The 17,154-nt window shown below is 66.9% G+C and carries 22 protein-coding genes; 16 read left to right on the forward strand and 6 right to left on the reverse strand.

All coding sequences use genetic code 11. From position 1 onward, the window contains the following. Positions 1-57 precede the first annotated feature (57 nt). The 3 genes from JL11_RS01815 to JL11_RS01825 are packed head-to-tail and all read left to right on the forward strand — an operon-like array spanning position 58 to position 3,256. The gene (locus tag JL11_RS01815; RefSeq protein ID WP_052005015.1) at positions 58-957 is read left to right on the forward strand and encodes an MBL fold metallo-hydrolase; all 900 of its coding nucleotides are present in this window, start codon (positions 58-60) and stop codon (positions 955-957) included. Next, entirely contained in the window at positions 957-1,730 is a 774-nt protein-coding gene (locus tag JL11_RS01820) for a substrate-binding domain-containing protein (protein ID WP_054764174.1), read from the forward strand. The genes JL11_RS01815 and JL11_RS01820 overlap by 1 nt, the downstream gene beginning before the upstream one ends. Positions 1,731-1,765: 35 nt before the next feature. Beyond that, the gene (locus JL11_RS01825; protein ID WP_054764175.1) at positions 1,766-3,256 is read left to right on the forward strand and encodes a L,D-transpeptidase family protein; all 1,491 of its coding nucleotides are present in this window, start codon (positions 1,766-1,768) and stop codon (positions 3,254-3,256) included. Between the two features lie 3 nt (positions 3,257-3,259). Here JL11_RS01825 and JL11_RS01830 read toward each other — a convergent pair whose 3' ends face one another. From JL11_RS01830 to JL11_RS01840, 3 genes are read right to left on the reverse strand one after another with little or no spacing between them, the layout of a single operon-like run. After that, positions 3,260-3,655, reverse strand: coding sequence for a cupin domain-containing protein (locus JL11_RS01830; protein WP_054764176.1), 396 nt, complete (start codon positions 3,653-3,655; stop codon positions 3,260-3,262). Positions 3,656-3,680: 25 nt separating this feature from the next. Then, positions 3,681-4,100: an ArsR/SmtB family transcription factor gene (locus JL11_RS01835; protein ID WP_054764177.1), complete on the reverse strand. Its 420-nt coding sequence runs from the start codon at positions 4,098-4,100 to the stop codon at positions 3,681-3,683. Then, positions 4,097-4,756, reverse strand: coding sequence for a peroxiredoxin (locus tag JL11_RS01840; protein WP_054764178.1), 660 nt, complete (start codon positions 4,754-4,756; stop codon positions 4,097-4,099). Before JL11_RS01840 ends, JL11_RS01835 begins: the two co-directional genes overlap by 4 nt. 104 nt (positions 4,757-4,860) lie before the next feature. Between JL11_RS01840 and JL11_RS01845 the strand changes: the two genes are divergently transcribed. From JL11_RS01845 to JL11_RS01905, 13 genes are all read left to right on the forward strand, one after another. Beyond that, the gene (locus tag JL11_RS01845; protein WP_054764179.1) at positions 4,861-5,802 is read left to right on the forward strand and encodes an MBL fold metallo-hydrolase; all 942 of its coding nucleotides are present in this window, start codon (positions 4,861-4,863) and stop codon (positions 5,800-5,802) included. A gap of 12 nt (positions 5,803-5,814) precedes the next feature. After that, positions 5,815-6,249 (forward strand): YeeE/YedE family protein, encoded by a 435-nt coding sequence (locus JL11_RS01850; protein WP_054764180.1) that lies wholly within the window; start codon positions 5,815-5,817, stop codon positions 6,247-6,249. Beyond that, positions 6,246-6,665, forward strand: a complete 420-nt coding sequence (locus JL11_RS01855) for a DUF6691 family protein (protein WP_197273334.1) — start codon at positions 6,246-6,248, stop codon at positions 6,663-6,665. The genes JL11_RS01850 and JL11_RS01855 overlap by 4 nt, the downstream gene beginning before the upstream one ends. Positions 6,666-6,694: 29 nt before the next feature. Beyond that, positions 6,695-7,117 carry a TIGR01244 family sulfur transferase gene (locus JL11_RS01860; RefSeq protein ID WP_054764181.1) on the forward strand — a complete coding sequence of 141 codons (423 nt, stop codon included), beginning with the start codon at positions 6,695-6,697 and terminating at the stop codon, positions 7,115-7,117. After that, positions 7,114-8,391: an NAD(P)/FAD-dependent oxidoreductase gene (locus JL11_RS01865; RefSeq protein WP_054764182.1), complete on the forward strand. Its 1,278-nt coding sequence runs from the start codon at positions 7,114-7,116 to the stop codon at positions 8,389-8,391. Before JL11_RS01860 ends, JL11_RS01865 begins: the two co-directional genes overlap by 4 nt. Before the next feature lie 8 nt (positions 8,392-8,399). Continuing rightward, complete coding sequence (locus tag JL11_RS01870) at positions 8,400-9,194, forward strand: sulfite exporter TauE/SafE family protein (protein WP_054764183.1); 795 nt, start codon at positions 8,400-8,402, stop codon at positions 9,192-9,194. A gap of 9 nt (positions 9,195-9,203) precedes the next feature. Next, complete coding sequence (locus JL11_RS01875; protein ID WP_054764184.1) at positions 9,204-10,631, forward strand: cytochrome ubiquinol oxidase subunit I; 1,428 nt, start codon at positions 9,204-9,206, stop codon at positions 10,629-10,631. Then, positions 10,621-11,622 carry a cytochrome d ubiquinol oxidase subunit II gene (cydB, locus tag JL11_RS01880; protein ID WP_054764185.1) on the forward strand — a complete coding sequence of 334 codons (1,002 nt, stop codon included), beginning with the start codon at positions 10,621-10,623 and terminating at the stop codon, positions 11,620-11,622. The genes JL11_RS01875 and cydB overlap by 11 nt, the downstream gene beginning before the upstream one ends. Next, positions 11,622-11,750, forward strand: a complete 129-nt coding sequence (locus JL11_RS18055) for a hypothetical protein (protein ID WP_257720137.1) — start codon at positions 11,622-11,624, stop codon at positions 11,748-11,750. Before cydB ends, JL11_RS18055 begins: the two co-directional genes overlap by 1 nt. After that, complete coding sequence (locus JL11_RS01885) at positions 11,747-12,232, forward strand: methyltransferase family protein (protein ID WP_054764186.1); 486 nt, start codon at positions 11,747-11,749, stop codon at positions 12,230-12,232. The genes JL11_RS18055 and JL11_RS01885 overlap by 4 nt, the downstream gene beginning before the upstream one ends. Before the next feature lie 315 nt (positions 12,233-12,547). After that, positions 12,548-13,090 carry an alginate export family protein gene (locus JL11_RS01890; protein ID WP_054764187.1) on the forward strand — a complete coding sequence of 181 codons (543 nt, stop codon included), beginning with the start codon at positions 12,548-12,550 and terminating at the stop codon, positions 13,088-13,090. 179 nt (positions 13,091-13,269) lie between these two features. Beyond that, positions 13,270-13,803: a TnsA endonuclease N-terminal domain-containing protein gene (locus JL11_RS01895; protein WP_054764188.1), complete on the forward strand. Its 534-nt coding sequence runs from the start codon at positions 13,270-13,272 to the stop codon at positions 13,801-13,803. A gap of 47 nt (positions 13,804-13,850) precedes the next feature. Beyond that, positions 13,851-15,040, forward strand: a protein-coding gene (locus JL11_RS01905) for an IS3 family transposase (RefSeq protein WP_165906610.1) whose coding sequence is annotated in 2 segments (ribosomal slippage) — positions 13,851-14,103 and positions 14,103-15,040 — 1,191 coding nt in all. Because the reading frame shifts where the segments join, the coding sequence is not laid out codon by codon here. A 174-nt stretch (positions 15,041-15,214) separates the two neighbouring features. On the opposite strand, the gene JL11_RS01910 is transcribed toward JL11_RS01905, so the two are convergent. The 3 genes from JL11_RS01910 to JL11_RS01920 are packed head-to-tail and all read right to left on the reverse strand — an operon-like array spanning position 15,215 to position 17,147. Continuing rightward, positions 15,215-15,781, reverse strand: a complete 567-nt coding sequence (locus tag JL11_RS01910; protein WP_156314135.1) for a hypothetical protein — start codon at positions 15,779-15,781, stop codon at positions 15,215-15,217. A 20-nt stretch (positions 15,782-15,801) separates the two neighbouring features. Next, entirely contained in the window at positions 15,802-16,323 is a 522-nt protein-coding gene (locus JL11_RS01915; RefSeq protein WP_035305723.1) for a hypothetical protein, read from the reverse strand. Beyond that, positions 16,320-17,147, reverse strand: coding sequence for a DUF5677 domain-containing protein (locus JL11_RS01920; RefSeq protein ID WP_035305726.1), 828 nt, complete (start codon positions 17,145-17,147; stop codon positions 16,320-16,322). The genes JL11_RS01915 and JL11_RS01920 overlap by 4 nt, the downstream gene beginning before the upstream one ends. Between the last annotated feature and the right edge of the window lie 7 nt (positions 17,148-17,154).

The raw sequence follows: 17,154 nt of genomic DNA on the forward strand, positions 1-17,154 counted from the left end.
CCGGCCGGACCTCGCAAGCGGTCCGGCCTTTTTCTTCGCAAACCAAACGGAGCCTTCATGCAGATCATCGACCACGGCGGAGCGCGCATCGCGGCGCTCCACGACAAGAAGACCGGCAGTTGGCAGTATGTCGTCTCCGACCCGGTCAGCCGCAAATGCGCGATCATCGATCCGGTCTGGGATTTCGACGAGAAGGCGGCGGCGACCTCGACCCGCAACGCCGACGCCATCCTGGACTACGTCAAGGCGGAGGGCCTGACCGTCGAGTGGCTGCTGGACACCCATCCCCACGCCGACCACTTCTCCGCCGCGCCCTTCCTCAACGAGAAACTGGGCGCGCCGACCGCCATCGGCGAAAAGGTCATCGGCGTCCAGAAGCTGTGGAAGGACATCTACGGCCTGGACGACGACTTTCCGGCCGATGGTCGCCAGTGGGACCGACTCTTCAAGGCTGGCGACACGTTCGCTGTTGGCGACCTGCCGGCGCGGGTGATGTTCTCACCGGGGCACACCATGGCCTCCATCACCTATGTGATTGGCGGCAACGCCTTCGTCCACGACACCCTGATGATGCCCTATGCCGGCACCTCGCGCGCCGACTTTCCGGGCGGCGACTCGAAGACTCTCTTCCGAAGCATCCAGGACATCCTGGCCCTGCCTGAAGAGACCGCCGTCTTCGTTGGCCACGACTATGGCCCGGATGGCCGCGAGCCCGCCTGCTTCAGCACCGTGAGAGAGCAGAAGGCGGACAACATCCATGTCGGCGGCGGACGCGGCGAGGCGGATTTCGTGCGGCTCCGCGACGATCGGGACGCCACCCTGCCCTTGCCGAATCTGATGCTCTACGCGCTTCAGGTGAACATCCGCGGCGGGGTGCTGCCGCCGGCCGCGCCGGACGGGCGCGTCTATTTCAAGATTCCCGCCAATCACTTCGCCCCACCCCAGGAGAATTCTTGATGCGCCCGTCCGCACTGACGCTGGCCGCCCTCCTGAGCGCAACGGCCCTGGCCGCCCACGCCCAGACGCCCGCCGATCCACTTCATGTCTACGGTCCCGGCGGCCCCTCCCCCGCCATGCGCGACGCCGCGAAGGCCTATGAGGCGCGCACCGGTCGCGCCGTGGCCGTCGTCGCCGGACCCACGCCCCAATGGCTGGACCAGGCCAAGGCGGATGGCGACCTGATCTTCTCAGGCTCCGAGACGATGATGACCGACTTCGTCAGCGCCCTGGAGGGCCGCATCCGCGCCGAGGCGGTCGAGCCGCTCTATCTGCGCACCGCCTCCATCCTCGTTCGGCCGGGAAATCCGGACGGCATCGGCGGCCTTGAGGATCTTTTCCAGCCCGATCGCCGGGTCTTGGTTGTCAACGGCGCGGGCCAGAACGGCCTGTGGGAGGACATGGCCGGTCGCACCGGCGACATCGCCAAGGTGCGCGCCCTGCGTCGCAACATCGTCGTCTACGCCCGCAACAGCGCCGAGGCCCGACAGGCCTGGATCGACGACCCGACGCTGGACGCCTGGATCATCTGGGGCATCTGGCAGGTCGCCAATCCGGACCTCGCTGATGTGGTCGAGGTCAAAGAGCCCTATCGCATCTACCGCGACGCCGGCGCCGTTGTGACCGAGACCGGCCGCCAGGACGCCGACGCCCAGCCCTTCCTAGACTTTTTGAAGTCCGACGAGGGGGCCGCCATCTTCGCGCGGTGGGGCTGGCGGACCGGCCAACCTTAAGCCTGCCTTAAGGTGAACCCTGCGGTGTCGGCGGCATGGCCAACCGTCGCTCCTTCACCCTGAACCGCCGACACCTGCTGGCGGCCGCGGCGCCGCTCTGGCTCTCGACGACCGCGCGAGCCGCGTCGGCGCCCGCGACATCGAACATCACCGCCCTGACCGCAGCCTTTTACGCCGCCCGCGGCGGACGCCCCGCCTGGGCGGGGCCAGCGCGCCGGCAAGCCATGGACGCCCTGGCTCTGGCGGACCGCCACGGCCTATCAGCGCCCGACGGCCTCGCCCTGGGCGAAGCCGAGCTGACACAGGCCGTCCTGACCCTGGCCGAGGCGCTCGCCCATGGCCGGGTCGACCCGGCAACGGTCGAGACCCTTTGGGAGATGGATCGCAACCAGGTCGACACGCCGCCGCTGTTGGCCAAGGCCGTCGAGGACGGAACGTTGGCCGAGACGATGGCGGGCCTTGCGCCCCAGGACCGCGGCTATCAGGGCTTGTGCGACGGCTTCCTCCGCTATCGCGCCATCGCCGACCGCGGCGGCTGGCCGCCCTTCGCCATGGGCGCGACGATCGAACCGTTTGCGTCCGACCCCCGCCTTCCCGCCCTCCTGCCGCGCCTTCGGGTGGAAGGCGATCTCAGCGACGCCGCCGCCTCCATGATCGGCCCGTCTGGCGGTGACTACGGCTCTGTTCTGCAAGAGGCCGTTCGGGCGTTCCAGGTGCGCCACGGTCTGGAGGCGGACGCCCGCATCGGCCCGGCGACCCAGCGGGCGCTGTCGATTTCGGCCGAGGCCCGTGCTCGCCAGATCGCGCTCAATCTGGAACGCCGCCGTTGGCTAAAGAGAGACGTCGCCCCGGAGCGGATCGAGGTGAACACCGCCGCCTCCATCATGGTCTACTGGAAGGACGGCCGGCCCGTGCATTCGATGCGGGTCGTAACGGGTGACGCCGACAATGCGACGCCCAGCCTCGAACGGCCCTTCGCCTCGGTCGTCGCCAATCCGCCCTGGACGGTGCCGACCTCCATCGCCCAGCGCGAGATCCTGCCGCGCGGCGCCGCCTATATGCGGGCGAACAACATGACGATTCAGAATGACATGGTGGTTCAGCGCGCCGGCCCGAACGCCGCCCTGGGCCAGGTCAAGTTCGAACTTCAGGACAGCTACGCCATCTTCCTGCACGACACCCCGTCGCGGGGTGCGTTCGAGGGGAGCTTCCGCCATCTCAGTCACGGCTGCGTGCGGGTGCAGGACGCGGTCGGCTTCGCTCGGCTACTGCTCGCGCCCGACCCCGCAAGGCTCGCCCGATTCGACGCCGCGCTGGACAGCGGCGAGACCGTCCGGGTGGCGACCGGTCGGCCGATCGACGTGCGCCTGCTGTATTGGACGGCCTTTCTGGACGGCCAGGGCCGCGTCGCCTTTCGCGATGACATCTATCGTCGCGACACCCGTCTGGCGGAGGCGTTGGGTATCGCCTTGCAGCTGCCGCGGCCCGACGACCGGCGCGCCGATGCGGACGACGTCGGCCCCTGACGGTTATTCGGTCGTGCGGCCGTCGAAATGCTCGTGGTCGGCGGAGGCCTCTTCCACCGTGGCGTGAACCGTACCGTCGCGATGCTCCGGCGGACCATAAAGGGTGTAGAGCCGAAGCGGTTCGGACCCCGTGCTGACCACATTGTGGCGGGCGCCCCGAGGGACGATGACCCCGTCGTCCGCCTTCACGGCATGACGAACGCCGTCGATCCAGATTTCGCCCTCGCCCGCCTCGATGCGGAAGAACTGGTCGCGGTCGTCGTGGACCTCTTCGCCGATCTCCTGGCCGTGCGGAATGGCCATGAGGACGAGCTGCAGATTGTGGCCGGTGTAGAGAACGCGGCGAAAGTCTGTGTTCTCTTCCGTCAGACGTTCGATATTGTCGATGAAGCCCTTCACGAGAGTCTCCTGTGCGGGTTTGCCGTCAGCGCCGTGCGACGGCGGTGATGCGGGCGAATTGCGCCGTGTCGCCGCGCGCCGGCGTCGATGTGCGGGGCGCCGGGGCGGCGGCTCGCGCGCCGACCGCCTTCGCATCGCCGCAGAAGATTTCGTAGAGCATGCCCATGACCGCCTGGGCCCGGTCGTCGGCGATCGAATAGAAGATCGAGCGGGACTGACGGCGGGTCTTGACCAGGCCATACTGGCGCAGCTCAGCCAGTTGTTGGGATAGCGCCGGCTGCTTGATGCCAAGGTCCGCCTCGAGCTGGCCCACCGAGCGCTCCTCTTCGGCGATGTGACACAGGATCAGCAGCCGGTTGGCGTTGGCCAGCTGGCGTAACAGCTCTGCGGCCTCCGGCGCCTTTTCCTTCAACCGCTCCATGGCGGCCGCTTGATCGTCGGTCATGCGCGGCGCTCGCGATAGTACCAGGGCGCATCGCCGTCACCGTCGGCGATGGCGGCGTCCAGAGTGGTGGCGGCCGGCTCCAGCAGGGCGTCGCCGGGCGTCCAGCCCGCCGGCGTGGAGGCCGCCTCACGGTCAGACGTCTGCAAGGCGGTGACGAGACGCAGCAGCTCATCAACCGAGCGGCCGATGTTCATCGGGTACCAGCTGATGGCGCGCACCACGCCTTCGGGATCGATCACGAAAGTGGCGCGCACCGTCGCGCTGTCGCTTGAGCCGGCGTCCACCATGCCGAAGGCGTGGCCGATGGCCATGGAGGGATCTTCGATGATCGGGAACGGCACCTTCACGCCGAAGCGGCGGTAGATGTCCTTCAGCCAGGCCAAGTGCGAATACAGACTGTCGACTGACAGGGCCATCAGATCGCAGTCGATCGCCGCGAAGGCGTCGGCCTGTCGGGCCAAAGCCACGAACTCGCTGGTGCAGACCGGGGTGAAGTCCGCCGGATGCGAGAACAGCACCAGCCAGCGTCCACGGTAGTCGCTGAGGCGCTTTTCGCCCTGGGTCGTGCGCGCGGTGAAATCCGGCGCCGTGTCGTTGATGCGCAGGGCGCGCATCGCGGCGGTGTCGACGGTCGGCGCAGTGTCTGTCGTTTCCATGGCGGCAAGCTAAGCGCTTCACGCCCTTTCCGCTACATTAAAATACATACTTGTATGAACTATGAATGGGTATATGTGTTGAGTCACCGAAACGGAGACACGCCATGTCCTCGCCCATCCCCGATCCCGCCCGCGACCACGCCGCCGACATCGTGCGCGCCGCGCTCGCCGATCCCGCTCAACGCCCCTTGGTCAAATCATTCTTCGACGAGGCCACCTTCACCGTCAGCCATGTCGTGCGCGATCCCGGCTCCGATGTCTGCGCCATCATTGACAGCGTGCTGGACTACGATCCGGCTTCGGGCCGCACCACGCACGCTTCGGCCGATGCGCTCATTGATTACGTAAAATCCGAAGGTCTCACGGTTCAGTGGCTGCTCGAGACGCACGCCCATGCCGATCACCTGTCGGCGGCGCCCTATCTTCAGGAAAAGCTCGGCGGTCAGCTCGCCATCGGCCATGAGATCCTCACCGTCCAGGCGGTCTTCGGCAAGATCTTCAACGAAGGAACCGACTTCCGCCGCGACGGCAGCCAGTTCGACCATCTGTTCAACGACGGCGACCGGTTCGAGATCGGCGGGTTGAAGGCCACGGTCCTGCATGTGCCCGGCCACACCCCGGCCTGTCTGGCCTATGTCATCGGCGACGCCGTCTTCCCCGGCGACACCATGTTCATGCCCGACTACGGCACGGCGCGCTGCGACTTCCCTGGCGGCGACGCCCGGACCCTGTATCGCTCGATCCATCGCCTGACCTCCCTGCCGGACGAGGCGCGGGTCTTCCTGTGTCACGATTACAAGGCGCCCCCGGGCCGGACCGAGTTCGCCTGGGAGACCACCATCGGCGCCCAACGCACCGGCAATATTCATATCCGCGACGACGTCAGCGAGGACGAGTTCGTGGCCATGCGCACCCAGCGCGACGCCACCCTTCCCATGCCCAAGCTGATCCTGCCGTCGGTTCAGGTGAACATGAACGGCGGCCGCCCGCCCGAGCCCGAGGACAATGGGGTGCGCTACCTCAAGGTCCCGCTCAACGCGCTGTGAGACGAGCCCCCGATGCTTGAGCCCCTCCCCTTCATCTGGCCGCTGGCCGGCGGTCTGCTGGTCGGCCTGTCGGCTGGCCTCTATCTGCTGCTCAACGGGCGCGTGGCCGGGATTTCCGGCCTGACCGCCGCAGCGACCGGCCTGTCAAAAGGCGCGCCGCGCATTCTGGGCCTGCTTTTCATCGCCGGCCTGCTGGGCGGCGCGGCCCTGGCCTCGGCGCTGATCCGCAGGCCCGAGGTGCAGATCACTTCGGAGGTCTGGCTGCTGGTGCTCGGCGGCCTGATCGTCGGCTTCGGCACCCGCTGGGGCTCGGGCTGCACCAGCGGCCACGGCGTCTGCGGCCTGGCCCGCCTGTCGCCCCGCTCCATCGTGGCCACCGGCGTCTTCATGGCGGTCGCGGCGCTCACCGTCTTCATCACCCGACACCTGTTGGGAGGCCTGGCGTGAACCGGCTGATCGTCGCAGTCCTGTGCGGCCTGCTGTTCGGCGCCGGCATGGTGGTGTCCGACATGATCAACCCGGCCCGCGTCCTGGCCTTCCTGGATGTGACGGGCGCCTGGGACCCCTCGCTGGCCTTCGTTATGGGCGGGGCGCTGATCCCCTCCGCCATCGCCTATCTGATCCGCCGGCGCATGGAGGCTCCGGTCGCGGCTGACACCTTCCATGTGCCTGAGAGCCGCAACATCGACACCCCCTTGGTCGGCGGGGCCGTCCTGTTCGGCCTGGGCTGGGGCCTGGTCGGTCTGTGCCCCGGCCCCGCGCTGGCGGCCCTGACGACCGGCGCCTGGCAGGCCTTCGTCTTCGTGGGCGCCCTCGTAGCCGGCATGGCGCTGTTCCGCCTGACGCTCGACCGAAACGCCTGAACCAGAAAAGACCCTAGGGAGACAAAGCCATGGATATCCGCCCCCTGGACGAGGCCCTGTCCGCCTCGCCCCAGATCGCCCCGGAAGACCTGCCCGCCATCGCGGCCCAGGGTTTCCGGTCGGTGATCTCCAACCGACCCGACGGCGAAGAGCCCGGCCAGCCCAGCGCCGAAGATCTGCGCCAGGCCGCCGAGGCTGCGGGACTGGCTTTCGCCCATGTCCCCGTGGTCGGCGGCGCCATCTCCGACCAGGACGTGGCGGACTTCCGCGAGGCTCTGGCCAACCTGCCCCAGCCTGTGTTCGGCTTCTGCCGCACCGGTACGCGCACGACCACCCTGTGGGCGCTGGCGAACGCCGGCGCACAAACTCCTGAAAATCTGATCGCCCGCGCCAAGAGCGCCGGCTACGACCTCGGCGCCCTGCGTCCCCGTCTTGAAGGAGCCGCATCATGAGCGCCCAGTACGCCCCCTTGGAGTCCTGCGATGTCCTGATCGTCGGCGGCGGATCCGCCGGCATCGCCACAGCCGCCAGCCTCCTGCGCCGTCGCCCGGGTCTCGACGTCCGCATCGTCGAGCCGTCCGAGCATCACTACTATCAGCCTGGCTGGACCATGGTCGGCGCCGGCGTCTTCACGCCCGAGCGGACCCGGCGCCGCACCGAGGACCTGATCCCCCGAGGCGCCCAGTGGGTGCGGGGTTCGGTCGCGGCTTTCGACCCCATCCACGATCGCGTCGAACTGACCGACGGCCGCTGGATCGGCTATCGCATGCTGGTCGCGGCGCCGGGACTGAAGCTGGACTGGGGCGCCATCCCGGGCCTGGCGGAAACGCTCGGGCGCAACAACGTCACTTCCAACTACGGCTATGAGACGGCGCCCTACACCTGGAAGCTGGTGCAGGCGATGAAGAGCGGCCGGGCGATCTTCACCCAGCCGCCCATGCCGATCAAATGCGCCGGCGCCCCGCAGAAGGCCATGTATCTGTCGGCCGATCACTGGCGCGACCACGGCCGAAACGACATCGAGATCGAATTCCACAACGCCGGGCCCGTGCTGTTCGGGGTCAAGGACTACGTCCCGGCCCTGATGGAATATGTTCGCAAATACCGCATCGACCTGAACTTCGGATCGAAACTGGTCGCGGTGGATGGTCCTGCCAGGACGGCGACCTTCGCCGTGACGAACGCGGAAGGCGAAGTCAGTCAGGTTCGGCGCGAGTTCGACTTCCTGCACGTCTGCCCGCCGCAGACCGCGCCGGACGTCATTCGCGAAAGTCCGCTGGCCGCCGAAAGCGGCTGGATCGAGGTGGATGACGCCACCTTGCGCCACAAGCGGTTCGAAAACGTCTTCGGTCTGGGCGACGCCTGTTCGGCGCCCAACGCCAAGACTGCTGCGGCCGCCCGCAAACAGGCGCCCGTGGTGGCCGAGAACATCCTGTCGCTGCTGGACGGCCAGCCGATGCGGGCGGTCTATGACGGCTATGGCTCATGTCCGCTCACGGTCGAGCGCGGCAAGATCGTGCTGGCCGAGTTCGGCTATGGCGGCAAGCTCCTGCCCAGCTTCCCGAAATGGATGCTCGACGGGACCAAGCCGACCCGTCTGGCCTGGCATCTGAAGGCCCAGGCCCTGCCCGAAATCTACTGGCTTGGGATGTTGCGCGGTCGCGAATGGCTGGCCGGCCCCCACCACATCGAACCCGCCCCCCAGCTTCGCCCTGCTGTCGCCTGAGCCTGATCATGGACCTGTCTCCGCTGCAGTACGGCCTCGGCGCCGGCGCCGGCTCGCTCGTCGGCTTCACCCTGGGCCTGGTCGGCGGCGGCGGGTCCATCCTGGCCGTGCCGCTGATCGTCTATCTGGTCGGGGTCAAGGAGCCGCATCTGGCGATCGGCACCAGCGCCTTCGCCGTGGCCGCCAACGCCTTCGCCAATGTGATCAATCATGCCCGCCACGGCACGGTGAAATGGAAAATCGCCAGTCTGTTCGCGGTCGCTGGGGTGCTCGGAGCCTTTCTGGGTTCGAGCCTGGGCAAGGCCGTGGACGGTCAGAAGCTGCTGGCCCTTTTCGCCGTCCTGATGCTTGTCGTCGGGGTGCTGATGTTGCGGGGCCGCTCCGCCGGCGGTGACCCGAACGTCCAGCTTGATCGCCGCAATGCACCCAAGCTCGTCGGCACGGGCCTGGCCACGGGCGTGATGTCGGGCTTCTTCGGCATCGGCGGCGGCTTCCTGATCGTGCCCAGCCTGATGTTCTCGACCCGGATGCCGATCTATTATGCGGTTGGCTCATCGCTTGTCGGCGTCACCGCCTTCGGCCTGACCACGGCCTTCAACTACGCTCTGGACGGCTGGGTCGACTGGCCCCTGGCGGCGGTGTTCATCGGCGGCGGCGTTTTGGGGGGCCTCGTCGGCGCGCGGTTGGCCAAGGCGCTGTCGGGACAAAAAGGCGTCTTGAACACCGTCTTCGCCGGGCTGATCTTCGTCGTCGCCTTCTATATGCTTTACCGCAGCGCCGGCGCGCTCGGCCTGATCGGGTGAGACCACACCATGGAACTTGACGCCCTGATCCTGGCGCGGATGCAGTTCGCCTTCACCGTCGCCTTCCACATCGTCTTCCCGGCCTTCTCCATTGGCCTCGCCAGCTATCTGGCCGTGCTGGAGGCCCTGTGGCTGAAGACGGGGCGAGACCTCTATCTGAACCTGTTCAAATATTGGCTGAAGATCTTCGCCGTCGCCTTCGGCATGGGCGTCGTCTCGGGCCTGGTCATGTCCTACCAGTTCGGCACCAATTGGTCGGTCTTTTCCGACAAGGCCGGTCCGGTCATCGGCCCCCTGATGGCCTATGAGGTGCTCAGCGCCTTCTTCCTGGAGGCGGGTTTCCTGGGCGTGATGCTCTTCGGCCTGAACCGCGTGGGCAAGAAACTGCACTTCCTGGCCACCCTGATGGTCGCAATCGGCACCTTCGCCTCGGCCTTCTGGATCCTGTCGGTGAACAGCTGGATGCAGACGCCGCAAGGCTACGCCATCAACGAGGTCGGCCAGTTCGTACCGGCCGACTGGTTCAAGATCGTCTTCAATCCCTCCTTCCCCTATCGCCTCGCCCACATGCTGCTGGCGGCCTATCTGACCACCGGCCTCGTGGTCGGCGCGGTCGGGGCCTGGCACCTGATGAAGGAGCGGACCAACAAGGGGGCGCGTAAGATGTTCGCCATGGCCATGGGCATGATCCTGGTCGCCGCCCCGGTCCAGATTTTCATCGGCGACATGCACGGGCTGAACACCCTGGAGCATCAGCCCGCCAAGGTCATGGCGATGGAAGGCCATTTCGAAAGCCACCCGGACGGGGCGCCGCTGATCCTGTTCGGCATTCCTGACCGAGAGGCGGCCACCGTCCACGGCGCGGTCGAGATCCCCAAGCTGTCGTCCCTGATCCTGAAGCACGATCCGAACGCGCCCCTGGCGGGTCTGGACACCATCGATCGTGCAGACTGGCCGCCGGTGGAGATCGTCTTCTGGTCCTTCCGCGTCATGGTTGGCCTCGGCATGGCCATGCTGATGCTGGGGCTGTGGGGGCTGTACGCCCGGCTGCGCAAACGCCTTTACGACGCCCCCTGGCTGCACCGCTTCGCCCTGATCATGGGACCGATGGGCTTCGTCGCCGTGCTGGCGGGCTGGATCACCACCGAGGTCGGCCGCCAGCCCTGGACCGTCTATGGGCTGCTGCGCACCGCCGACAGCGCTGCGCCCCTGGCGGCGCCCGCCGTCGCAACCTCCCTGGCCGCCTTCGCCGTGGTCTATTTCACCGTCTTCGGCGCCGGGGTCTTCTACATCCTGCGTCTGATGAGCCATGCGCCGCACCGGGACGAGCCGGGCGTGGCGGAAACCCCGATCCGCACGGCGGGCATCACCCCCGCCCCCGCCATCGACCCGGACCGCCCCATCCCGACCGGCGAGGAGACCGATCATGAGCGTTGATCTGACCCTGGTCTGGGCCGGCCTGCTGGCCTTCGCCGTCTTCGCCTATATCGTCATGGACGGGTTCGACCTGGGCGTCGGCATCCTGTTCCCGACACTGAAGGCCGGCGATCAGCGCGACAAGGCGATGAACTCGATCGCCCCGGTGTGGGACGGCAACGAAACCTGGCTGATCCTGGGCGGCGGCGGTCTGTTCGCCGCCTTCCCGCTCGCTTACGCCGTGTTGATGCCGGCGGTCTACACGCCGATCATCGCCATGCTTCTGGGGCTGGTCTTCCGGGGCGTCGCCTTCGAATATCGCTGGCGGACGGTGCGGGCCAAGCCCATCTGGGATGTCGCTTTCTTTGGCGGCTCCCTGCTGGCCGCCTTCTCCCAGGGCGTGACCCTCGGGGCCATTCTGCAAGGGGTCGAGGTGTCCGGTCGCGCCTACGGCGGCGGCTCGTGGGACTGGCTCAGCCCCTTCAGCCTGCTGACCGGCGCCGCCGTCGTCGTCGGCTACGCCCTATTGGGCGCCACCTGGCTGAACATGAAGACGGAAGGCGCGCTCCAGACCCACGCGCGCTCGCAGGCCTGGAAACTGGGTCCGGCGACCCTGCTGATGATCGGCGCGGTCAGCCTGGCCACCCCGTTCCTCGACGGCGAATACGCCCGCCGGTGGTTCGACTGGCCCGGCGTGCTTCTGACGGCCCAGGTGCCGTTGCTCGTCCTGATCGTCGCGGCCGCCTTCTTCTGGACCATGCGTCAGAAGCGTGAGGTCTGGCCCTTCCTGCTGTCGCTGGGCCTGTTCGCGGTGACCTTCGCCGGGCTGGGCGTCAGCGTCTTCCCTTACGCCGTACCCGACGAGATCACCCTCTGGCAGGCCGCAGCTCCCGCCTCCAGCCAGCTGTTCATGCTGGTCGGCGCCCTGATCCTGATCCCGATCATCCTAGCCTACACCGCCTACGCCTACTGGGTGTTCCGCGGCAAGGTCGGCGACGACGGTTACCACTGATGCGTCGCGGCTCCACAAACGGGCTCCGGCAGGGCCTCAGGTTCGTCGCGCTCTGGGCGCTGGGCGTGGGCGTCCTGGGCATCGTCGCCTATCTGCTGCGCGGCGTTCTCAAGCTGGCCGGGGGGTGAGCCCGCAGGCGCCGAACCGCTGGCCCTGGCCGCCGCTCATCACGGGCGGCGCCGTCCTTGTCGCGCTCATCACGGCGCGTCTGTGGTCCCCGCCCGCTCTCTTCCCCGGCGCCTTCGCCGCTGGCGGCCTCCTGGTCGGGCTCGCCCTTGGTTTGGACCTCTGGGCCATGCTGGTGATGCGGCGGTGGCGCGCCAACATCCTGCCGCACCGGGCGGCGACCGCTCTGGTCACGACCGGTCCGTTCGCCTGGAGCCGCAACCCGATCTATCTCGCCAACGGCCTGCTGCTGCTCGGCCTCGGCGGCCTGTTCGACAACGCCTGGTTCTTCGTGGCCGCCCCCGTCGCCGCCTTCGCCACCGACCGCCTCGCCATCCGGCGCGAGGAACGACACCTGACGGCCCTCTTCGGGCCAGCCTGGTCCGCCTACGCCGATCGCGTGGACCGCTGGTTTGGGCGGCGGATGCCGTCGCAATCACCTTAAGGCTGGCTTAAGCTTGGCCCGGCCTGTTGCGACAAAACGCAGCAGGAAACGACGATGGGAGACATCAAGAGGCCCGCGCCAACCACGGGAACGCTTGTCCGGTGCTGATGGGCCTCCTCATGAGCGGTGCGATCGCCGCCGCCGGGCAACCCACGGACGCCCAGGATAGCTGGCGCGTCTCCGGATCGGCGCGCGCGCGGGGAGAGACGCTGTCAGGCCAGTTTTGTCCGATGGCGGAGCCAAGCGACGCCGTCCTGACGACGCGGCTGACGCTGGCCGTCGAGCGGGATGTGGGTCACGTGACGTTCGGGCGAGGTGTTCGATTCGCGGGCGTTCGGGCAAGGTCCGCTGTCGTCGGTCGGCGTTGGCGAGGTCAATGCGCTGGAGTTGGTTCAGGCCTACGCCAAGATCCGTCTCGGCGCGCGACGTGAGCGGACACTGAAACTCGGCCGCTTCACCATGGATCTGGGTTCCAAGCGTTTCGTTTCTCGCCAGAATTTTCGCAACACCACCAACGCCTATACCGGCGCCCGTTTCGACACGCCCCTGGCCGACGGCGCGCTGACGGCCTTCTGGGTCATGCCGCAGGTGCGGTTGCCGGACGACAGGGCCGCCATCGAGGACAATCGGATCGCGTGGGATCGAGAGAGTTCCAACCTGCAGTTCGCCGGCCTGTTTTGGACTCGCGACCTCGGCCAGCGGCGGTCGCTCGACCTCTATGTCTACGGCCTGACCGAAAGCGATGACGCGGACCAGCAGACCCGAAACCGCCGGCTGGCGACGCCCGGCGTCCGTTGGCGCCATTCGCCGGCGGCCGGGGCGTGGGATGTCGAGGTCGAGGCGGCGGCCCAGGTGTGAGTTCCGGCACCCGATGCGACAAACCAAGCCTGAAATGACCCGTTAGCGGTGCCCAAAGCTCCGATTTCATCCACCAAAAACTGCGACAAAATCTAGGACTTTGGCAAATAATGCGACAAGATACCGAAGTGCATAAGCGCCGACGCATTCCGCCGGGCCGCCGCTCAGTGACAGGGCAGATGCCCTCGCGCTATCCGAGCGGACCGCTTCTTTACGAGTCCAAACTGGAACGCGATTTCCTGATGTCGCTGGAGGTGGACGGCCACATCCGCGACGTGGTCACTCAGCCGATGACGATCAGTCTTACGGTCGATGGCCAGGCGCGTACCTATACGCCCGACATCATGGCGGTCTGGCAGACACGCTCGCCTTGGCCTCACGGCTTTCGACGCGTGGTCTTCGAGGTGAAACCGCTGGCGATCCTACGCTCGGGGTATGGAACACTGGCGCCGAAGTACCGCGCCGCTCGCCGGTATTTCGCCGAGAGAGATGTCGGCTACCGCGTGGTGACCGAACGCACCATTCGCACACAGCGTCAGGTGAACGCCGAGCTGATCGCCCCGACCCTGCGAGGCAGCGTAGATCAGGAAATGGTGCGTCGGGTGCAGGCGATTGTCCTCGCCAAGGGGACGCACCGACTAGGCGACATCCGTTTCCGGCTGGAGGAGGAAGGGGCCATTCGCGGCGTCGTTATGGATGACGTGACCCCCTGAAACTCCTCCAGGAATAGCTAGAGTCCGCCCAACGAAGGACGGACAGAATGAAGCGATCGAGGTTCACGGAAGAGCAGATCATCGGGATCCTGCGGGAGCAGGAGGCCGGTGTAGCGACGGCGGAGGTGTGCCGACGCCACGGGGTCAGCTCGGCGACCTTTTACAAATGGAAGGCCAAGTTTGGCGGGCTCGACGTGTCGGAGGCTCGGCGGCTCAAGGCGCTCGAGGATGAGAACGCCCGGCTGAAGCGGATGCTGGCGGACGCGATGCTGGACAACGTGGCCCTGAAGGACCTGCTGGGAAAAAAGTGGTGACGCCCGCCGGCTATCGCGAGGCGGCTGGCCATCTGCAGGCCGCCTACGAGATGAGCGAAAGGCGGGCGTGCCGTGTTCTGGGCGTCGATCGGACGAGCGTGCGCTATCAGGCGACGCGCCCGGACGACGGCGCTCTGCGCGACCGGCTGAAGGCCCTGGCCCAGGAACGTCGACGGTTCGGCTATCGTCGCCTGCACGTGCTGCTGCGGCGCGAGGGCCATGCGGTCAACAGGAAACGGGTCCAGCGGATCTATCGCGACGAGCAACTGACGGTGCGCCGGCGCGGCGGCCGGAAGCGAGCGATGGGCACGCGGCGACCGCTGGACCTGCCGCTGGCGCCCAACCAGCGCTGGTCGCTGGACTTCGTCGCAGACCAGCTGACGGACGGGCGGCGCTTCCGCATCCTGACGGTGATCGATAACTGTACGCGCGAGTGCCTGGCGCTGGTGGCCGACACCTCGCTGTCGGGCGCGCGGGTCGTGCGGGAGTTGGACGCCGTCATCCGGCAGCGAGGGCGGCCCGACACCATCGTCAGCGACAACGGCACGGAGTACACCTCGAACGCGGTCCTGGCCTGGGCCGACGACACCGGCGTCGGCTGGCACTACATCGCGCCGGGCAAGCCCCAGCAGAACGGCTTCAACGAAAGCTTCAACGGGCGGCTGCGTGACGAGCTGCTGAACGAGACGCTGTTCCGCTCGCTGCCGCACGCTCGCGCCGTGCTGGAGGCGTGGCGACGCGATTACAACGAGCAGCGTCCGCACTCGAAGCTCGGGTGGCTGACGCCGCAGGCTTATGCAGAAGCGCTCACCGGACACATCGGCCGGCCTGCTGCGCTGGTTGATGGCTGCGCAGACCGGCCTCTTGCCAACCCAGCCGATCACAGCTCAGATCAACCTAGGACTCTCGTTATGGCTGGATGAGAAACGGGGGTCACGTCACGACGCACTCAAAGCTTGAATCATGGCGGCGGGGTTTGCAAGCGGTGGCGCATTGGGTGCGCATGTCATCCACGACAAGCCAGCCGCGCGAGCCTCACCGCGCCTAAGCGCCCCATCGGGACACGCGCGTCTTGTCTGAATTCGCTGTCGCGGTCTTCAGGCGGTGAACGGTCTCATCGATGCGACCTTGCGTATCCGATCGACGACCTCCTTCGCCGCTCGCTTGGCCTCCCCTCGTTTCATGCCCTTTCGGCGCAGCTTCAGGGCGGTGTGGGCGAGGAAGAGCCGGTCCCAGGTCGCCTTGAAGCCCGTGTCCGCCACCTCGACGATGATCTTCGGCTTCTGTGGATCGTCCTTGAGACGATCCCCTGGCCGGCCAGGTTGCACATAGAGGCCGCGATTCTGGAGGATCTGCTCCACGATGACCCCATGGTTCTTGTTGAGATCGAATTCCACCATCACCACTGCTTCCACCGGGCGAAGAAGGGTCAGGATGAGGGTCACCGTCTCCTCACGGTGCGGAAGCCTACCCCACTGGACCCGGACGTCTCCCGGCGGCCCATGGTCGTGAGCTGCGATCGCCGCGTCGATATCGGGACGCTCCGTGGTGTCGAGGATGACCAGGGGAAACATCCGACCGTCGCCCACCCCCACGGTGGCGAGCGATCCGTCGGCGATGATCGGCGCGATCAGCTTCTCGTGGCTATGGTTCAGGGCGATCATCGCCTTGCGGAACGCTCCGATCATCGGAGACTCCAGGTCAGCATGTGGGTCTCGAGCGTCGTCTTCTCCTGATGCGTATCGGTCGCGACCAGCTCGTAGCCCTCGATGGTCGAGCCCTTCAAAAGGTCGGCGGCGACCGCGAACCGCACCCAACCTTCGACGGTGTGATGGGCGTCGATGCGCAACGGCATCAGGAGCATCGGCACGCTCTCGTCGGCATTGGGGATCGCCGGCGCCAACAAGGTCAACGGAATCTCGCGGCGGTGGCGGATGCACAGTTCCAGCCCGGCGACACTGTTGGCTGTGTCGGTTGGGTTGGCGATCTGGAGGTGGATGGCGAACGATCTCTTCCCGTCGATGTCGGAGACCTTGGAGTCGATGAGGCGGAGATCCAGCCGGGGCGCGCGACGGGCTTCCTGCCGCTCCGCCAGTCGCTGAGCGCGGTGCGCAGTGATCCAGCTCATGATCGCAACGACAAAGGCGGCGAGGGAGACGAGACCGGTCGCGATGGCGATCACGTCAGACGAGGTGAGACCTTTCATCCGATCGCCTCGCGCTTGCGGGCGATGCGCACTTCGGCAGCCGCATCCTGTGACGCCCTGAAAGGCCCATAGTCGGCCGAGATTTCCCCGAGGCGAGTGTTGTTCTCCTCATCGCCGACGATCTGGGTGAAGGCGACTCCCAGGGCGATCCCGATCATCAGGATGCGATCGAGCGTGTCGGCGATCCGCTCGGGATCCTCGGGACCGACCAGATAGCCGTTCCAGCTCTCACCGTCGTCAGCCATCCTCATGTGCCGCTGCAGGGACTTGCCGGAGGGGTGAACGGCATCGTCCGACATCACGCGATAAAGGAGGTACAGGTGTCCCAGAGGGCCGAGCTCCGCGAGCTTCGAGATGTTCAGGTTCGACACGGATCCGATGCTGTCCACAACATCCTGAAGCATCGCGGCGTCCGCGGACATACCGCTGCGGAGGATCGTTTTCGCCTGCCCCTTCTTGGCGGCGGCGGCATCCTCGATCATCACCGCGCGCGCCTTGTCCGGATTGTCGTGAAGCGCGGCCATCAGCAGGGTGTTCTCCAGCAGTCCGCGCGCCAGTGTCCGCGCCTCAACATCCATGCCGCGTTCGGCCATCAGCACCGCTCCCTGCAACTGGGCGCAGGACCGATGCAGGAGAAGCAGGGCCATCGGCTCGCGGTCGAACGGCATGCCCCGCACGGTTTCGCAGGCCGCGGTGGCGGCCTTCTGAAGGCAGGCATTGAGGGCTTCGACGAGTTCGAACCCGAGGGCGTTGCCGTTCCGCCTGGCCTGGATGCGGTCCGAGATCGCCGTCGACAGAAAGCCTGCTTCGTTGAAAGTCGTCATGCTGCGG

Origin of the sequence: Brevundimonas sp. DS20 (genome assembly GCF_001310255.1) — a bacterium.
Lineage (GTDB): Bacteria > Pseudomonadota > Alphaproteobacteria > Caulobacterales > Caulobacteraceae > Brevundimonas > Brevundimonas aurantiaca.